The sequence below is a fragment of the Streptomyces sp. A0642 genome, from assembly GCF_004795105.1.
GTDB lineage: Bacteria > Actinomycetota > Actinomycetes > Streptomycetales > Streptomycetaceae > Streptomyces.
In genome coordinates, this window is sequence record NZ_SSBL01000001.1 from 1 (window position 1) to 16,384 (window position 16,384).

General features: G+C 71.2%; 13 protein-coding genes. 3 read left to right on the forward strand and 10 right to left on the reverse strand.

Going from position 1 to position 16,384, the window contains the following annotated elements:
* Positions 1–232: ATP-binding cassette domain-containing protein (locus E6R60_RS00005; RefSeq protein ID WP_136324241.1), on the reverse strand; the 232-nt coding region annotated here is incomplete at its 3' end.
* Positions 233–730: 498 nt separating this feature from the next.
* Between E6R60_RS00005 and acnA the strand changes: the two genes are divergently transcribed.
* Positions 731–3,463: an aconitate hydratase AcnA gene (gene acnA, locus E6R60_RS00010; RefSeq protein WP_136324242.1), complete on the forward strand. Its 2,733-nt coding sequence runs from the start codon at positions 731–733 to the stop codon at positions 3,461–3,463.
* An 85-nt stretch (positions 3,464–3,548) separates the two neighbouring features.
* Here the strand turns inward: acnA and E6R60_RS00015 are convergent, their stop codons facing one another.
* The 5 genes from E6R60_RS00015 to E6R60_RS00035 form a co-directional block, all read right to left on the reverse strand.
* The gene (locus E6R60_RS00015) at positions 3,549–4,421 is read right to left on the reverse strand and encodes a VCBS repeat-containing protein (protein ID WP_346766052.1); all 873 of its coding nucleotides are present in this window, start codon (positions 4,419–4,421) and stop codon (positions 3,549–3,551) included.
* Between the two features lie 160 nt (positions 4,422–4,581).
* Complete coding sequence (locus E6R60_RS00020) at positions 4,582–5,433, reverse strand: VCBS repeat-containing protein (protein WP_136324244.1); 852 nt, start codon at positions 5,431–5,433, stop codon at positions 4,582–4,584.
* Between the two features lie 172 nt (positions 5,434–5,605).
* On the reverse strand, positions 5,606–7,660 hold the full coding sequence (locus E6R60_RS00025) for an FUSC family protein (protein WP_240802325.1): 2,055 nt from the start codon (positions 7,658–7,660) through the stop codon (positions 5,606–5,608).
* A 160-nt stretch (positions 7,661–7,820) separates the two neighbouring features.
* Entirely contained in the window at positions 7,821–8,201 is a 381-nt protein-coding gene (locus E6R60_RS00030; protein ID WP_136324245.1) for a nuclear transport factor 2 family protein, read from the reverse strand.
* The gene (locus E6R60_RS00035) at positions 8,198–9,592 is read right to left on the reverse strand and encodes an MFS transporter (RefSeq protein ID WP_136324246.1); all 1,395 of its coding nucleotides are present in this window, start codon (positions 9,590–9,592) and stop codon (positions 8,198–8,200) included. Before E6R60_RS00035 ends, E6R60_RS00030 begins: the two co-directional genes overlap by 4 nt.
* Before the next feature lie 129 nt (positions 9,593–9,721).
* Between E6R60_RS00035 and E6R60_RS00040 the strand changes: the two genes are divergently transcribed.
* Together E6R60_RS00040 and E6R60_RS00045 are read left to right on the forward strand one after the other, a co-directional pair.
* The gene (locus E6R60_RS00040; RefSeq protein WP_136324247.1) at positions 9,722–10,324 is read left to right on the forward strand and encodes a TetR/AcrR family transcriptional regulator; all 603 of its coding nucleotides are present in this window, start codon (positions 9,722–9,724) and stop codon (positions 10,322–10,324) included.
* A 124-nt stretch (positions 10,325–10,448) separates the two neighbouring features.
* Positions 10,449–11,681: an ROK family protein gene (locus tag E6R60_RS00045; protein WP_136324248.1), complete on the forward strand. Its 1,233-nt coding sequence runs from the start codon at positions 10,449–10,451 to the stop codon at positions 11,679–11,681.
* Between the two features lie 66 nt (positions 11,682–11,747).
* Here E6R60_RS00045 and E6R60_RS00050 read toward each other — a convergent pair whose 3' ends face one another.
* From E6R60_RS00050 to E6R60_RS00065, 4 genes are read right to left on the reverse strand one after another with little or no spacing between them, the layout of a single operon-like run.
* Complete coding sequence (locus E6R60_RS00050) at positions 11,748–13,127, reverse strand: GH1 family beta-glucosidase (protein WP_136324249.1); 1,380 nt, start codon at positions 13,125–13,127, stop codon at positions 11,748–11,750.
* 8 nt (positions 13,128–13,135) lie between these two features.
* The gene (locus E6R60_RS00055) at positions 13,136–13,990 is read right to left on the reverse strand and encodes a carbohydrate ABC transporter permease (RefSeq protein ID WP_136324250.1); all 855 of its coding nucleotides are present in this window, start codon (positions 13,988–13,990) and stop codon (positions 13,136–13,138) included.
* A gap of 5 nt (positions 13,991–13,995) precedes the next feature.
* The gene (locus E6R60_RS00060; RefSeq protein ID WP_136324251.1) at positions 13,996–14,967 is read right to left on the reverse strand and encodes a sugar ABC transporter permease; all 972 of its coding nucleotides are present in this window, start codon (positions 14,965–14,967) and stop codon (positions 13,996–13,998) included.
* 12 nt (positions 14,968–14,979) lie between these two features.
* The gene (locus E6R60_RS00065; RefSeq protein ID WP_136324859.1) at positions 14,980–16,218 is read right to left on the reverse strand and encodes a sugar ABC transporter substrate-binding protein; all 1,239 of its coding nucleotides are present in this window, start codon (positions 16,216–16,218) and stop codon (positions 14,980–14,982) included.
* Positions 16,219–16,384 lie beyond the last annotated feature (166 nt).

Below are 16,384 nucleotides of genomic sequence, written 5' to 3' on the forward strand. Positions count from 1 at the left end.
GGTGGGTGGCCAGGTCGTGGCCGGCGACGTGGAGGTCGCCGGCGTCGGGGGTGACGAGGGTGGAGAGGATCTTCACGGCGGTGGTCTTGCCGGCCCCGTTGGGACCGAGCAGCGCGAACACGGTCCCGGTCGGCACCGCGAGGTCGATGCCGTCGAGGACCGTCTTGTCCCCGTAGGCCTTGCGCAGCCCCTTGGCGGTGATGGCGAGGGAGTGCGGAGTCGTTGTCGTCATGCCGAGGAGGTTGCGGCAGACCGCATTCAGCGCGGTTTCACCACGGTTTCAGTGCCTTGAAACCGGGCGGGCGCGGCTTTCCTCCGACAGACGGAGGAGGCTTTCCCTCAGGGGCCCGTCGCACGCGTGCACGCAGGGGCCCGCCGTGCGCGCGTATGCAGGGGCCCGCCGTGCGCGTGCACGCATGTCCGCCGTCCCCGCGGAGGGCCGGCATGGAACTGCCACTCGGCCTTGGGTGGGAAGACCTGGCCGTCACCGGTGCCGATGGCCGCGCTTCGCCTTCGCCGCGCGCGCTCGGGCATGCCCTGACATGACCCCTCAGCGGCGATGTACTAGAGTTATCTCGACATCGAGATATATGCCGAAGGCGCACAGAGGGCCATCGCGTAGTAAGGGTTACCTAACTAACCCCTACCTTAGCGGATGACCGGGTCGCCGACGGCGGCACCACGCGGCGCCCGCCGAAGTGAGGCGCGGCGCGGAGTTACGCGCACATTGATGAAGGAGACTGTCGTGTCGGCGAACAGCTTCGACGCCCGCAGCACGCTGCGCGTGGGCGACGAGTCGTACGAGATCTTCAAGCTGGACAAGGTCGAGGGCTCCGCGCGCCTCCCTTACAGCCTGAAGGTGCTGCTGGAGAACCTGCTCCGCACGGAGGACGGCGCGAACATCACCGCCGACCACATCCGGGCGCTCGGCGGCTGGGACTCCCAGGCCCAGCCCAGCCAGGAGATCCAGTTCACGCCGGCTCGCGTGATCATGCAGGACTTCACCGGTGTGCCGTGTGTCGTGGACCTCGCCACCATGCGTGAGGCCGTCAAGGAGCTCGGCGGCGACCCGGCGAAGATCAACCCGCTCGCCCCCGCCGAGCTGGTCATCGACCACTCCGTCATCGCCGACAAGTTCGGTACCAACGACGCGTTCGCGCAGAACGTCGAGCTGGAGTACGGCCGGAACAAGGAGCGCTACCAGTTCCTGCGCTGGGGCCAGACCGCCTTCGACGAGTTCAAGGTCGTCCCCCCGGGCACCGGCATCGTCCACCAGGTCAACATCGAGCACCTGGCCCGCACGGTCATGGTCCGTAACGGCCAGGCGTACCCCGACACCCTCGTCGGCACCGACTCGCACACCACCATGGTCAACGGCCTCGGTGTGCTGGGCTGGGGCGTCGGCGGCATCGAGGCCGAGGCCGCGATGCTCGGCCAGCCGGTCTCCATGCTCATCCCGCGCGTCGTCGGCTTCAAGCTGACCGGCGAGCTCCCGGCCGGCACCACCGCCACCGACCTCGTGCTGACCATCACCGAGATGCTCCGCAAGCACGGCGTCGTCGGCAAGTTCGTCGAGTTCTACGGTGAGGGCGTCGCCGCCACCTCCCTCGCGAACCGCGCCACCATCGGCAACATGTCGCCGGAGTTCGGCTCCACCGCCGCGATCTTCCCGATCGACGACGAGACGCTGAAGTACCTCCGCCTGACCGGCCGTGACGCCCAGCAGGTCGCGCTCGTCGAGGCGTACGCCAAGGAGCAGGGCCTCTGGCTCGACCCGGCCGCCGAGCCGGACTTCTCCGAGAAGCTGGAGCTCGACCTCTCCACGGTCGTCCCCTCCATCGCCGGCCCGAAGCGCCCGCAGGACCGCATCGTCCTCGCGAACGCCAAGGCCAAGTTCGCCGAGGACGTGCGCAACTACGTCACGGACGACATGGAGGCGAGCAAGGAGTCCTTCCCGGCCTCCGACTCCCCGGCCGTGTCCCCCAACGGCGTTCCGTCCAACCCGGTCACCGTGACCGCCCCCGACGGCACCACGTACGAGCTGGACCACGGCGCGGTCACCGTCGCCGCGATCACCTCCTGCACCAACACCTCGAACCCGTACGTCATGGTCGCCGCGGCGCTCGTGGCGAAGAAGGCCGTCGAGAAGGGCCTGACCCGCAAGCCGTGGGTCAAGACCACCCTCGCCCCGGGCTCGAAGGTCGTCACCGACTACTTCGACAAGGCGGGCCTGACCCCGTACCTCGACAAGGTCGGCTTCAACCTCGTCGGTTACGGCTGCACCACCTGCATCGGCAACTCCGGCCCCCTGCCGGAAGAGGTCTCCAAGGCGGTCAACGACCACGACCTGGCCGTGACCTCGGTGCTCTCCGGCAACCGTAACTTCGAGGGCCGGATCAATCCCGACGTCAAGATGAACTACCTGGCGTCCCCGCCGCTGGTCGTCGCGTACGCCATCGCCGGTTCGATGAAGGTCGACATCACCAAGGACGCCCTCGGTGTCGACCAGGACGGCAAGCCCGTCTTCCTCGCCGACATCTGGCCCACCGAGGCCGAGGTGAACGACGTCGTCGCCAACTCCATCGGCGAGGACATGTTCAACAAGTCCTACCAGGACGTCTTCGCGGGCGACGCCCAGTGGCAGGCGCTCTCGATCCCCACCGGCGACACCTTCGAGTGGGACTCCGAGTCGACGTACGTCCGCAAGCCCCCTTACTTCGAGGGCATGACGATGGAGACCACCCCGGTCTCCGACATCACGGGCGCCCGCGTCCTCGCGAAGCTGGGCGACTCGGTCACCACCGACCACATCTCCCCGGCCGGTGCGATCAAGGCCGACACCCCGGCCGGCAAGTACCTCACGGAGCACGGCATCGAGCGCCGTGACTTCAACTCCTACGGCTCGCGCCGTGGCAACCACGAGGTCATGATCCGCGGCACGTTCGCCAACATCCGCCTGCGCAACCAGATCGCGCCGGGCACCGAGGGCGGCTTCACCCGCGACTTCACCCAGGCCGACGGCCCGGTGTCGTTCATCTACGACGCCTCGCAGAACTACCAGGCGGCGGGCACCCCGCTCGTCATCCTGGCGGGCAAGGAGTACGGCTCCGGCTCCTCCCGCGACTGGGCGGCCAAGGGCACCGCGCTCCTGGGCGTCAAGGCCGTCATCGCCGAGTCCTACGAGCGCATCCACCGCTCGAACCTCATCGGCATGGGCGTCCTCCCGCTCCAGTTCCCCGAGGGCCAGACCGCCGAGACCCTGGGCCTGACCGGCGAGGAGACCTTCTCCTTCACCGGCGTGACCAAGCTGAACGACGGCACCACCCCGCGCACGGTCAAGGTCACCACCGACACCGGTGTGGAGTTCGACGGCGTCGTCCGCATCGACACCCCCGGTGAGGCGGACTACTACCGCAACGGCGGCATCCTGCAGTACGTGCTCCGCAGCCTGATCCGCAAGTAGGCATCAGCGGCAGTACGGCGAGAGGGCCGCACCCCCGGCGACGGGGGTGCGGCCCTCTCTCATGCTGCGGGAGTGACTACCGGGCTCAGAAGAGCAGGCGGTAGGTGTTCCAGCCACTCGCGCCGATCTTCACACGGCCCTTGTACGGCGAGGCCGCGTTGCCGGTGCCCGAGTAGCGGTACAGAGCACCGGTCGTGTCACGGGCGATCAGGTCGGCCTTGCCGTCGTAGTCGAGGTCACCCGTCGACACGAGGAGGTTGTACGTGTTCCAGCCGGCACCGATCTTGGTGCGCGAGGCGAACGGGGCCTTGTAGTTGCCGGTGCCCTTGTAGAGCCACAGCACGCCGGCCTTGTCGCGGGCGACGAGGTCGCTCTTGCCGTCGCCGCTCAGGTCGCCGTTGCCCGCGATCTGGTTGTAGGCGTTCCAGCCGGCGCCGACCTTGTAGCGGCCCGTCAGCTTGCCCGTGCCGAGGCCCAGGTAGATGTAGAGCGTGCCGCCGCTGTCACGGGCGAGCAGGTCACCCGCACCGGCACCGCCGAAGTTTCCGGCGGAGACCAGCTTGTTGTAGATGTTCCAGCCACCGCCGATGCGCGTGCTCTGGACCTCCCACGGGAGGTAGTACAGCGAACCGGAGTAGTCACGCGCCCACAGACCGTCGGTCGCGCTGTCCGTGCCGTTGTTGACCTGGAACATGTCCTTGATGTCGGACCAGTCGTCATCGCTGTTCGAATCGCGGGCCTCGAAGCCGCCCGTGCCGTTCTGCGTGTAGCCCCAGGACTTGCCGGCCTTGTCGATGCCGTACAGAGCCGAGGACACGGTGGCGGCGGCAGCGGTCGCCGCGGCGGCCGGCTGCTGCGCCGCGTTGTCGGCGCTCGGCGCCACCGGGCTCGGGGAGTCGGCGGCGACGGCGGAGGTGCCCGTGCCGACGAGTGCGGCGGTGAGTGCCGCTGCTGCCACGCGGGCGGCTATGCGTCTGTGCTTACGGCCAGAGGTTTTGGCCACGAAGTACTCCATGGATCTAGACGAAGGGTGGCCCGCCCGTCCCCAGGAGGGAGGGCAGGCCACGGGTTTCATCTGAATCGTGTCATGACTTCGGGCGGGAATCCCTCACTTTTGATCAGAAGATGAGACGGTACGTGTTCCAGCCACCGTTGCCGATCTTCACGCGGCTCCCGTAGGGGGCCGCGGCATTGCCGGTTCCGGCGTACAGGTACAGTGCGCCGTCGGCGTCCCGGCCGATGAGGTCGGTCCTGCCGTCCAGGTTGATGTCGCCCGGGGCGAAGACGGTGTTGTACGTGTTCCAGCCGGCACCGATCTTGGTGCGCGAGGCGAACGGGGCCTTGTAGTTGCCGGTGCCCTTGTAGAGCCACAGCACGCCGGCCTTGTCGCGGGCGACGATGTCGTTCTTCCCGTCGCCGGTCAGGTCGCCGTTGCCCGCGATCTGGGTGTACGCGTTCCAGCCGCCGCCGACGGTGTACCGCTTGGTGACGGTGCCGTCGCCGTAGCCCAGGTACAGGTACAGGTACCCCGAGGCGTCGCGGCCGAGGAGGTCGCCGGCCTCGCCGCCGCCGACGTTGCCCGCGGAGACGAGCTTGTTGTAGATGCCCCAGCCGTGGCCGACGTTCTCGAGCGGGAGGTTCCCCTCGGCGGCGTAGGACAGCACGCCCGCCGCGTTGGTCTGCCAGCGGCCGTCGGCGAGGTTGTCGGCGTCGTTGTCCACCCGGCCGAGGAACGTGACGTCCTTCAAGCCGGTGTCGTACGCGGCACGGGGCTGCAGGCCGCCCTCGCCGTTCGGTGCGTAGTAGTACGAGGCGCCCGTGCTGTCCACGCCGGCGATGCCGTACATGGGCGCGTCGCCCACCTCCGCGGCGAAGGCGGAGGCGCCGGTGCCGACGAGGGCCGCGGTTATCGCCGCGACGGCGAGGCGGGTGGTCGCCCGCCGGGACAGACGGCCGGAGATCTTGGCCACGTGTGTGCTCCATGGGTGGTGGTGAGAGGCGTGACGCGCCGCGGGATACGGGGACACGCCACGGAATTGAGGGTGATCCTTTCACGAGTCCCTCACCGCTCCAAGGTTTTGACGGAAAGGGGCGAAGGTCACATCTCCGTCCGGCCGCCCGGGTGTTGCGGCGGGATCCGGCTCAGGACCGGGCGGAGAAAGCGGATGACGCGCTGCGCATCTCACCGGCTGTGGTGAGCCGGTGGATACCGTGCAGTTGCGTCATCACGTCCCGCAGCGACCGGCAGTCCCGCGGCCCCGGCCCCGGCGCCGGCCGTGCGACGCGGTGGCCGTCCTCCAGGGCGTCCGCCAGCACCGACAGGGCCGTCGTCACCCGTTCCACCTCGCCGGACGAGGGCCGCGGCACCCCGTTGCCGACCCGCAGCGCGCACGCGGTCGCCGCGTCGACGACCAGCTCGGCGGCCACCGTCACGGCCGACCAGTCGTGGCGCCGCCCGCCGAACGGCCCCGGCAGCTCGGCCGCGACGGTCTCCGCCGCGGCCCGGGCCTCGGCCAGCGCCCGGTACGCGGCGCTGCGCAGCGCCAGCCCCCGCGCGTCGTCCCGCTGACGGCCCCCTGCGCCGCCCGGCAGACGGCTCTCCCCGGCGGGGCCCGGCGCGGCCAGCACATGGCGCAGATACCGCTCCGTGCAGCGCAGGGTGACGGCGAACCGGTGGCCGACCCGTACCCGGGGGTCGGCCACCCGCGGAAGATGCCCGACGAGCAGCACGATGACGCACGCCAGGAACGTCTCCAGCAGCCGGGACGCCGCGGCCTCGGTGTCCCCCGCGGTGTGCACGAACGACAGCACCAGCACGGTGATCACCGCGGTCTGGAACGCGAAGTGGCGGGTGGACAGGGGCACCAGGCCCCCGGCCACGACCACCGCCGCCACGACGAGCGGCGGGCCGAGGCCGCCGGCCGCGGCCATGAGCGCGACGAAGACGAGGACGCCGGCCACGGTCCCGGCGAACCGGTTCACCACCCGCGAGAACAACGGACCCATGTCCGGCTTCACCAGGAACGCCGCGGTGGCCGGCAGCCAGTACCAGTGGTCCTCGTGCAGCAGCAGGGCGACGGCCGCCGTGACCGAGACGCAGAGCGCCACGCGCAGGCCGTACTCACGCCCGGCGGGTGTGAAGAGTCCCGGGCGGAACCCCGCCCTCGTGCCGGTCGCCGGAGGGCGTGCGGGGTCCTGCGGAGCGGGTGAGCCGGCCGTCGTCCGGTCGAAGACCACCGCGGCCTCCAGCACCGCCCGGTCGAAGGCCAGGCGTTCGACGGTGTCCGGCCGGGGGCTCGGCAGGGGCCCCGCCGGTCCGCCGGAACGGACCGCCGCGGCCAGCCGGCGGGGGCCCTCGGCCACGGCGTCCGGGACGGGCCGGCCCTCCCACTGGAGCGCGATGCTCGCCCCGCACAACGCGACCCCCGCGCCGAAGCGTTCGGCGAGGACGTGAGCCGCTCCGCCGGACCGGCGCGGCCACGGAAGCAGCCGCATCAGCCGCAGCGCCTCGTCGGCCTGCTGCTGCGCGGCGACGAGCGCACGCCGCGCGGACGGCGCGCCCGGCCCGCCGAGTGCGCCCAGCGCGTCCGCGAGTGCGTCGAACACGGCGGCGACGGCCTCGCGTTCGCCGCTCCACCGCGTCGAGTCCCGCGACCGCGGGGCGCGCAGCAGGAGCCGCAGGACCACCAGCCAGCCCGCACCGGTCAGGAAGCACAGCGCCTTCAGCCACGCGGGCCCGGCGAGCGGCATCCCCATGCCGATCGTGGTGGCGACCAGCATCTGCAGCGCGGCCGCCGACCAGACGGCACTCCTCGCGCTCAGCGCTCCGGAGACCCAGCCCACCAGGAAGAGCGCGGGGACCGCCGCCCACCGCCCGGCCGACTCCGCGACCCCCGCGCCGGCGAGCAGCCCGAGCGATCCGGCCGCGGCCGGCAGCCCTATGTGGACGAGCCCCTTGCGGCGGGTGCCCGGACGGTCGTTGACCCCCGCGAGCATCGCCCCGAGGGCGGCGAGGACGCCCGGCCCCGGCTGCCCGGCGGCGATCCCGGCCGCGAGCAGGGGGCCCGCGCCGAGCGCCCCGCGCACCATCGCCGTCCGGGGCACGGGAGCGCGGCGCAGCCGGGTCACGTGGGCGAGCCAGGCGGGCGCACGGCGCCGCGGCCTCGTGCTGCGGGCGGGAATGGCCGGAACGTGCACCGCGGACCTCCTCGTTCACCGGCCGGACCAGGGGGTCCGGGGGGATGGAGCGGGCAACGGCGGCCGCGTACGGCCAACGTAACCGGGCGATGTGGCGGGGCCGCTGCGACGGTGTTTCAGGTGTGTGATCACTTGGGGAACGGGCGGCCGGGGAGGGGTCTCACCGGTCGATGAACTGGTGGTCGCTGACGATGAGGCCCGTTGGGTCGAGCACGAGGAAGTCGGAGCCCGCGGACACGGCCGCACCTGTCGCGGTGTCCGCCATCTCCCAGGTGAACCGGACGGCCCCGTGATGTCCGTCGGCGCCGGGTACCGCCCGGAAGTGATGCTTGCCGGGGGCGACCCACTGGGCGTGGGCGTCTCTCACCCGCTCCAGCATGTCCGCGCGGCCACGGACTTCGCGCGTCGGCGTGAAGTGCACGCACGCGGGGGCGAACAATCCGTCGACCAGGGCGCGGCGCAGGTCCGGGTCGGGCTCGTTCCACATCGCGATGTACCGGTGGGCGAGGGCGTCCAGGGCTTCGGTGCCGACGGTGCTCATGCGGGGGCTCCTTCTCGGGCGGACGGTTCGAGGGCGCTGGGCTTCCCGGCTCCGCGGGGGAGCAGCTGTACGAGCGCGGTGAGGACGAGGGCGACGACGATCAGGTGGATCAGCCCGTGCCGGAACGCGAGGGGGACCCCGTCGCCGACGCTGCCGTAGTAGACGATGCCGACCGCCCCCACCCCCAGGGCGCCGCCCACCTGTTGCACCGTGGTGAGCGCGCTCGCGGCTGAGCCGGCGTGCTTCTGGGCGACCCCGGCCAGCACGGTGGTCATGATCGGTCCCAGGGCCAGCCCCATGCCGATGCCGTCGACGATGAGCGCCGGCACGAGCCAGCCGACGGCGGCGCCCTGTCCCGCCATGACCAGCAGCGCGGCCAGGCCGACGGCTCGGGTGAGCCCGCCGATCGCGATCACCTGCCGGCCGAGACGGGCCGCCAGGCGGGGGGCGAGGAGCGAGGCGGCCAGATAGCCGGCCCCGATGGGGACGAAGGCGAAGCCGGCCTCCAGGGCGTCGAGGCCGCGGCCCTGCTGGACGTACAGCGCGAAGATCAGGAAGTAGGCCGCCATGCCCATGGTGAACGCGAGATAGGTGAACAGACCCGCGACGAAAGCACGTTGCCGGAAGAGGGCCGGGTCGATCAGGGGCGAGTGGGGGAGCCGCCGCCGGCCGAAGACGGTGAAGAGTGCCGCGGAGGCGGCGAACGACACCCAGGTCCAGGCGGGCCAGCCCTGTTCGCGGCCCTCGATCAGCGGCAGCAGGGTGGCGGCGAGGGCCGACGTGATCAGAGCGGCACCGGGCAGGTCGAGGCGCGCCGCGTCCGCGGCCCTGCTCTCCGGGACCATCCGCCGGGCGACCGCCAGGACGGTGATGCCGATCGGCACATTGAGCAGGAAACAGGCCCGCCAGCCGAGCCCGAACAGATCGGCGTGGATGAGGACCCCGCCGATCAGCTGCCCGAACACCGCCGCGAGCCCCATCGTCAGGGCGTAGGCGTTGACGGCCCTGCTCCGCGCCGGGCCCGAGTAGGCGGTGCGGATGATGGCGAGGACCTGGGGCGAGAGCAGGGCTGCCGCGGCGCCCTGGGCGACCCGCGCCACGACCAGTGCGGTGGCCGTCGGTGCCAGTCCGCAGGCGACCGAGGCGAGCGTGAACAGGGCCGTCCCGAGCGAGAACATCCGGCGGCGGCCGTGGACGTCCCCGAGCCGCCCGCCGAGGATCAGCCCCGATCCGTAGGCCAGGGCGTATCCGGCGACGACCCACTCGGTGGCGGTCGGGCCCGCGTGCAGATCGCGCTGGGTGGAGGGGATGGCCACATTGACGATGAAGAAGTCGAGAACCGTGATGAACACGCCGGCCAGCACGGTCGGCAGAGTTCCGGAACGGGGCATGGCTGCTCCTTGGAAGCAGGGGAGACGCAGGGCGGACAGAGCAATGGATAGAACAGTCGGTCTACGAAGCGCTGCGCTCAGTAGATAGACTGGTTGTTCTACAGTCAAGCCCGTGCCAGAATCGGGGATGTGACGACGACGAGCCCTGGCCCCCGCGAACGGCAGACGACGAGACCCGGCCCCCGCGAACGGCTGGTCGAGGCCGCCCGCGACCTCACCTACACCCATGGCGTGCACGTCGGCGTGGACGCGATCCTCAAACGGGCGGACGTCGCCCGGCGCTCCCTCTACCAGCACTTCGGCGGCAAGGACGGGCTGGTCGCCGAGGTGCTGCGCAGCCACCCGGCCCGCGCCCGCTACATCGAGGTGATGGACGACGCCGGTGACGACCCGCGGGCGCGCGTCCTCGCGGTCTTCGACGAGTTGGAGGTGATCACCCGGCGCCCGGGCTTCCACGGCTGCCGGTACACCTCGGCGGACGTCGCCCTCACGGATCCGGCGCACCCCGCCCACGCGGAGGTCCGGGCCTTCAAGGACGGCCTGCACGAGCTGTTCGCCGCGGAGCTGACCCGCCACGGGCACCCCGACCCGGAGTGCGGCGCCGACCAGCTCCTGGTGCTCATCGACGGCACCCTGGCCCACGCGGTCACCCGCCCCGACGCGCATCCGGCACTCGCGGCCCGGGGCATCGCCGAGATGGTGCTCGACCGGGCGGAGCGCCCCCGGGACTGACCGCGGTTCCGTGCCGGGGCCGGCCGCGTCCGTGCCGGCGCAGGACGGCCGTGCCGCGAAACCGCAGCTCGGCCCGGGGCGGAGGCGTGACACGGGCGGGCGAGGCCCTACGCTCGGAGATCTGATGACCACGATCCGTCCCCCCTCGCCCGGCGCCAAGTCCGGTACCGAGTCCGTGCGCCGCCACAACCTCGGCCTCGTCCTGCGGGCCGTTCTCGAGGAGGGCGAGGCGACCCGCGCCCGCGTGGCGGCCCGCGTCGGGCTGACCCGGGCCGCGGTGTCCTCGCTCGTCGAGGAGCTGCTGGCGCTCGACCACCTGACCGAGTCGGGCAAGACGTTCAGCGGCAGCGCCGGACGCCCCGGCACCGTGCTGAAGGTGTCGGACACCGGACCGGCCGGACTCGGCGTCGAGATCAACATCGACTACGTCTCGGTGTGCGCGGCCGGGCTCACCGGCACCGACCGGGTCCGGGTCACCGAACACATCGACAACCGCGGCATCCCGCCGGCCGAGGTGCTCGCCCACGCGGCCCGGCTCACCAACCGGGTCATCACCTCCACCGGCGAGCAGGGGCTGCGGGCCGTCGGCGTCGAACTGGCGCTGCCCGGACTCGTCTCCGGCGGAATGGTCCGCCAGGCGCCGAACCTGGGCTGGTACCGGGTCGCGGCCGAAGGCATCTTCGGCCAGGCGCTCAGCACCCTGCGGCCGGCCGGCCGGGCGCTGGCGGTCAGCTCCGACAACGAGGCCAATCTGGCGGCCCTGGCCGAGCTGTGGTTCGGCGGCCTCGGCGACGCCGGCTGCTTCCTCTACCTCACCGGCGAGATCGGCGTCGGCGGTGCACTGGTGCTCCAGGGCGAGTTGCTGCGCGGGGCCCACGGTTTCGCCGGCGAGGTCGGGCATGTCGTCGTCGACCCCGAGGGACCGCTGTGCGGGTGCGGCGCGCGGGGCTGTCTTGAGCAGTACGCGGGTCAGGCGGCCCTGCTGCGGGCCGCCGGCATCGACCCGGCGGCGGGCGTGCGCGGTCTCGGCGAACTGGAGAGGCGGGCGAGAGAGGGCGACCCGGAGACGCTGGAGGTGCTGCGGGCGGCCGGTGACCGGATGGGCGTGGTGCTGGCCGGAGCGGTCAATCTCTTCGACCTGGACACGGTCGTGCTCGGCGGCATCTACCGGGACCTGACGCCGTGGCTCGAAGAGGCGGCCCAGGCGCAGCTCGCGGACCGGGTGGTGTCGGGCCGTTGGCGCGGCGACGGCCGGGGGCTGCGGGCCTCCTCGCTCTCCGGCGACGCGGCCCGGGGCGCCGCGGCGCGCGTGGTGCGCGAGGTCCTGGACGACCCGGCGGCGTACGCCGCGCGCTGAGGACGGGGCCGTACGACAGCCGCCCCCGTGCGCGGTCCGGCGGACGGGGGCGGCTGGGTGACCGGACTACTTCCGGTGCGCCGCGATCAGCTCCTGGTACCACCGGTAGCTGTCCTTCGGCGTGCGCTCCAGCGTGTCGTAGTCGACCCGGATGATTCCGAACCGCTTCGCGTACCCGAGCGCCCACTCGAAGTTGTCCAGCAGCGACCAGACGTAGTAGCCGCGCACGTCCACGCCCGCGTCCATCGCCGTCCGCAGCGCCGTCAGGTGTGTCTGCAGGTACGCGACCCGGTCCGCGTCGTGCACCGAACCGTCCGCCTCCACGGTGTCGAACTCCGCCGAGCCGTTCTCCGTGATGTGCACCGGCGGCAGCGCGTCCCCGTACGTCTGCTTCAGCGCGGTCAGCAGGTCCGTGAAGGTCTCCGGCACGACGGGCCAGTTCATGGCCGTCTTGCGGACGCCCCGGTACTCGCCCTCGCTGTACCGGTTGTCGGTGGCGACGCGCAGCGCCGGGTCGGCCTCGCGGTGCGGGGCGGCGGCGACCACGATGGGGCGGTAGTAGTTGATGCCCAGGAAGTCCATCGGCTGGGAGATCAGCTCCAGGTCGCCCTCGCGCCGGAAGTCCTGCCCGGTGATGAGCTCGCCCCAGGTCTCCTCCTCGGTGGCCGGGTAGCGGCCCGCGAGGATCGGCTCGGTCCACACCAGGTTGTGCTGGGTGTCCGCGCGGACGACCGCGGCGAGGTCGGCGTCCGACTCGGTCGCCGGGACGTTCCGGTCCAGGTTGAGTGTGATGCCCGCCTCGCGGACCCCCGCCGCCCGCAGCGCCTTCATCGCCAGGCCGTGGCCGACGAGCAGGTGGTGCGCGGCGGCCAGGGCCCCGCGCCCCTCCTTCGCGCCCGGCGCGTGCCGGCCGACCGAATAGCCGAGGAAGGCGCTGCACCACGGTTCGTTCAGCGTGATCCAGCGCGGCACCCGGTCGCCCAGGTGGTCCGCCATGATCGCCGTGTACTCCCCGAACCGCTCAGCGGTCTCGCGCACCCGCCAGCCGCCCTTGTCCTCCAGGGCCTGCGGCAGGTCCCAGTGGTAGAGGGTGGCGGCCGGCTCGATGCCCGCTTCGAGGAGCTCGTCGACCAGCCGGGAGTAGAAGTCCAGGCCCTTGGGGTTGACCGCACCGCTGCCCTCGGGCTGGATGCGCGACCAGGCTATGGAGAAGCGGTACGAGTCCACGCCGAGGTCGCGCAGCAGGGCCACGTCCTCGGGGTAGCGGTGGTAGTGGTCGCACGCCACGTCACCCGTGTCACCGCCGTCGGTCTTCCCCGGCGTGTGGCTGTAGGTGTCCCAGATGGACGGCCCGCGGCCGTCTTCATCCACCGCGCCCTCGATCTGGTACGAGGCCGTGGCCGCGCCGAAGACGAAACCGGGCGGGAAGACCGGGAACTCACTCATGGAAACCCTTACTTGACCGAGCCGCCGGTGATCCCGGCGGCGATGTATTTCTGGGACAGGACGAGCAGGACCGCGGCCGGCACGGCCGAGAGGACCGAGGCGGCCATGACCGACCCCCAGTCGCCGACGTGGGCGCCGATGTACTGGTAGATGCCCAGTGTGATCGGCTTGACGTCGTCCGTGGTGTTCAGGGTCAGCGCGAACATGAAGTCGCTCCATGCGTACAGGAACGAGAACAGGCCTGCCGTGATCAGGGAGTTGCGGCTCATCGGCAGGACGACCTGGACGAACGTACGCACGCGTCCGGCGCCGTCGACCTCGGCCGCCTCGATGACCTCGCGCGGGATGGACACCATGAACGAGCGCATCAGCACGATGGCGAACGGAATGCCCAGCGAGGCGTCCGCGAGCATCAGGCCGAAGTAGGAGTTGACCAGGCCGAGGTCCACGTACGCGCTGTACAGGGCGTTCGCGATGACGATGCCCGGCACCATCTGGGTGATGAGCGTGCCGAAGACGATCGTCTTGCTGCCGCGCAGCTTGAACTGCGCCAGCCCGTACGCCGCCGGCGCGGAGATCGCCAGGCAGATGGCCACGGCGCCGAGCGCCACGGCCAGCGAGGTCAGCAGGTTGCCGCCCTGTTCGGTGAGGGCGGAGGTGAATCCGGAGAAGTCCACGCCCGTCGGGACCGGGCCGACGTCGACCAGGCCCGCGTCCGGCTGCAGCGCGGTGTTGATCATCCAGTACAGCGGGAACAGCATCACCGCGAGGACGACGACGCCGAAGACGGTCGCGCCCCAGCGGCGCTTCGGCCGGCGCACGGCGGGAGCCGGGGCGGCGGGGACCTGGGTGGTGGTCGCCATGCCGGTCACTTCCCCTCATTGCGGTTGGCCCGCAGGTAGAACACCGCGAAGACGGCGGAGATCAGGATCAGGATGTTGCCGACCACGGCACCGGCCCCGAAGTCCATCTGGACGAACGAGTTCTGGTACGTGAGCGTGCCGAGCGTCTGGGTGGAGTCGGCGGGCCCGCCGTCGGTGAGGGCGAGGACCAGGTCGAGGATCTTCACCGTCGACATGAAGCCGAGCACGAGCACCACGGTGATGACGGGCCTCAGCATGGGCAGGGTGACCGAGCGGAACGTACGCCAGGCGGACGCGCCGTCGAGCGAGGCGGCCTCGTTCAGCTCCTTGGGGACCTCCTGGAGGCCGCCGTAGAGGATCACCATGTTGAACGGGATGCCGATCCAGATGTTCACCAGGACGACCGAGATCAGCGCCATGCTGGTGCTCGTCAGCCACGGCGTGTCGGCGGGGAGGCCGACCGTGCCGAGGAACGAGTTGAGGACACCGGTGTCCTGGTCGAAGATGCGCCGCCACACGATGCCGGAGACGACCATCGGGACCAGCCACGGCAGCAGGATCAGCGAGCGCAGGATGCCGTTCAGCGGGAAGCGGCGGGTGAAGAAGACGGCGAGGGCCAGGCCGATGCAGAACTGGCCGACGAGCGATCCGACCGTGAACAGGATCGTCTGCCACAGGGCCTTGCCGAACAGCCCGTCGTTGAAGACGTTGCTCCAGTTGTCGAAGCCGTTGAAGGGCGCCTTGCCGGTGAAGAAGGTGGACGGCGAGTAGTCCTGGAAGCTCATCACGATGTTGCGGACGAGCGGGTAGCCGAAGAACAGCGCCATGAAGATCACGGCGGGGGCGATGAACCCCCACTGGGCGAGTGTCCTGCGCCGCTTGGCGCTCCGCGGGTTCACCGGCTTCTTGACCGCACCGGCCGCGGAGGCCTTCGGGCCGGCCGGCGGCGCGGCGGCCGGGGCTGTGGTGGATGACATGGTTCGTATACCTCAGTTCCCGCTCGTGACCTGCTGCTGGGCACGCTTCAGGGCGGCCTCGCTGGACTCACCGGTGAGCGCGGACTGGAAGGCGCTCTGCAGGGCCAGCGACGCCGACGACCACTGCGCGCCGAGCTTGGCGGTACGCGAACGGGCCGTGGCGACCTGGTCGGCGAGGGCGGCCAGCTCCGGGGTCTGCTCGCGCCACTTGGCGGCGGCCTTCCGGTTGGCCGGGACCATCCAGCTGTTGATCGCGTAGGTGATCTCTTCCTGCTCGCCCGACATGCAGCCGATGATCCGGGCGGCCGTCTTCTCCCGCTCGCCGTCTCCGGTGTTCGGCACAGTCAGCACTCCGCCGCCCAGCGGACCGACGGAGTCGTCGCCGGCCTTCGGGACGGGGATCCGGGCGATGCCCCAGTTCAGCCCCTTCTTGGAGTTGAGGGTCTCGACCTGCCACGGGCCGTTGATCATCATGGCGGCGTTGCCGGCCATGAACTGGTCGTTCACATCGGCCTGCGTCCAGTTGACGGTGGACTTGGACAGGGAGCCGTCCTTCAGGAGGCTCTTCCAGTAGTCCAGCGCCCCGGCCACCTGCGGGCTGTCGAGCTTGGTCTCGTCGCCGCCGTTGGACCACATGAACGGGGTGAACTGGAAGACGCCGTCCTCCGCGCCGCCCGCGCTGAGCGCGAGGCCGTACCGCTTGCCCTGGGTCAGCTTGTTCGCGGTGTCCCGCATCTCGGCCCAGGTGGTGGGCACCTTCAGGCCGGCCTTGTCCAGGGTGTCCTTGTTGTAGAACAGCGCCAGGGTGTTCACGGTGCGCGCCGCCCCGTAGTACTGCCCGTCGTACGAACCGAAGTTGACGATCCCCTCCGGTATGTCCTTCGTCGTCAGGCCGAGGTCCTTCAGCGGGATCAGGCCGCCCGCCTCGGCGAACGTCGGCATCTCCGAGGCGTCCAGCTGGAGCACGTCGGGCAGCGACTTCGAGGACGCCATGCGCAGGGCCTTCGTCATCACCTGCGCGGCGGGGACGCTCTGCTGCTCGATCCTCACCCCGAGCTGCTTGCTGCACCGGGCCAGCGTCTGGGCGTCCCAGCGGTGGTAGGACTCGTCGGTCGACGAGTTCATGACGGTGTACACGTCCGGGTCCCGCTGCTGCCCGCAGCCGGACAGGACGACGCCGCCGAGCAGCGCGGAGACGACGGTGAGCGGGACGATGACCCGCCGGTGAGGACGGCGGCGCGGCTGGCGCATGCCGTCCGGAGAAGGTGCTGTCACGATGGTGCCCTTGCGTGAGAGGGGTGCCGGCCCGGGGGGACCCCTGTGTCCCGACGAGGTGGATCCGTCCGCCCGGCGCGGGTCCGGCAGGCCCGCGCGGGGGAGAAGGGGCGCCCGGCGACGACGGTCCGCGCCGGACACC

Excerpts from the sequence above, each read along its gene's own strand:
- acnA (WP_136324242.1), top strand. The coding sequence starts at position 731 with ATGAAGGAGACTGTCGTGTCGGCGAACAGCTTCGACGCCCGCAGCACG.
- E6R60_RS00030 (WP_136324245.1), bottom strand. The coding sequence starts at position 8,201 with ATGAGCACCGTCGGCACCGAAGCCCTGGACGCCCTCGCCCACCGGTAC.
- E6R60_RS00035 (WP_136324246.1), bottom strand. The coding sequence starts at position 9,592 with ATGCCCCGTTCCGGAACTCTGCCGACCGTGCTGGCCGGCGTGTTCATC.
- E6R60_RS00045 (WP_136324248.1), top strand. The coding sequence starts at position 10,449 with ATGACCACGATCCGTCCCCCCTCGCCCGGCGCCAAGTCCGGTACCGAG.
- E6R60_RS00050 (WP_136324249.1), bottom strand. The coding sequence starts at position 13,127 with ATGAGTGAGTTCCCGGTCTTCCCGCCCGGTTTCGTCTTCGGCGCGGCC.
- E6R60_RS00055 (WP_136324250.1), bottom strand. The coding sequence starts at position 13,990 with ATGGCGACCACCACCCAGGTCCCCGCCGCCCCGGCTCCCGCCGTGCGC.
- E6R60_RS00060 (WP_136324251.1), bottom strand. The coding sequence starts at position 14,967 with ATGTCATCCACCACAGCCCCGGCCGCCGCGCCGCCGGCCGGCCCGAAG.
- E6R60_RS00065 (WP_136324859.1), bottom strand. The coding sequence starts at position 16,218 with ATGCGCCAGCCGCGCCGCCGTCCTCACCGGCGGGTCATCGTCCCGCTC.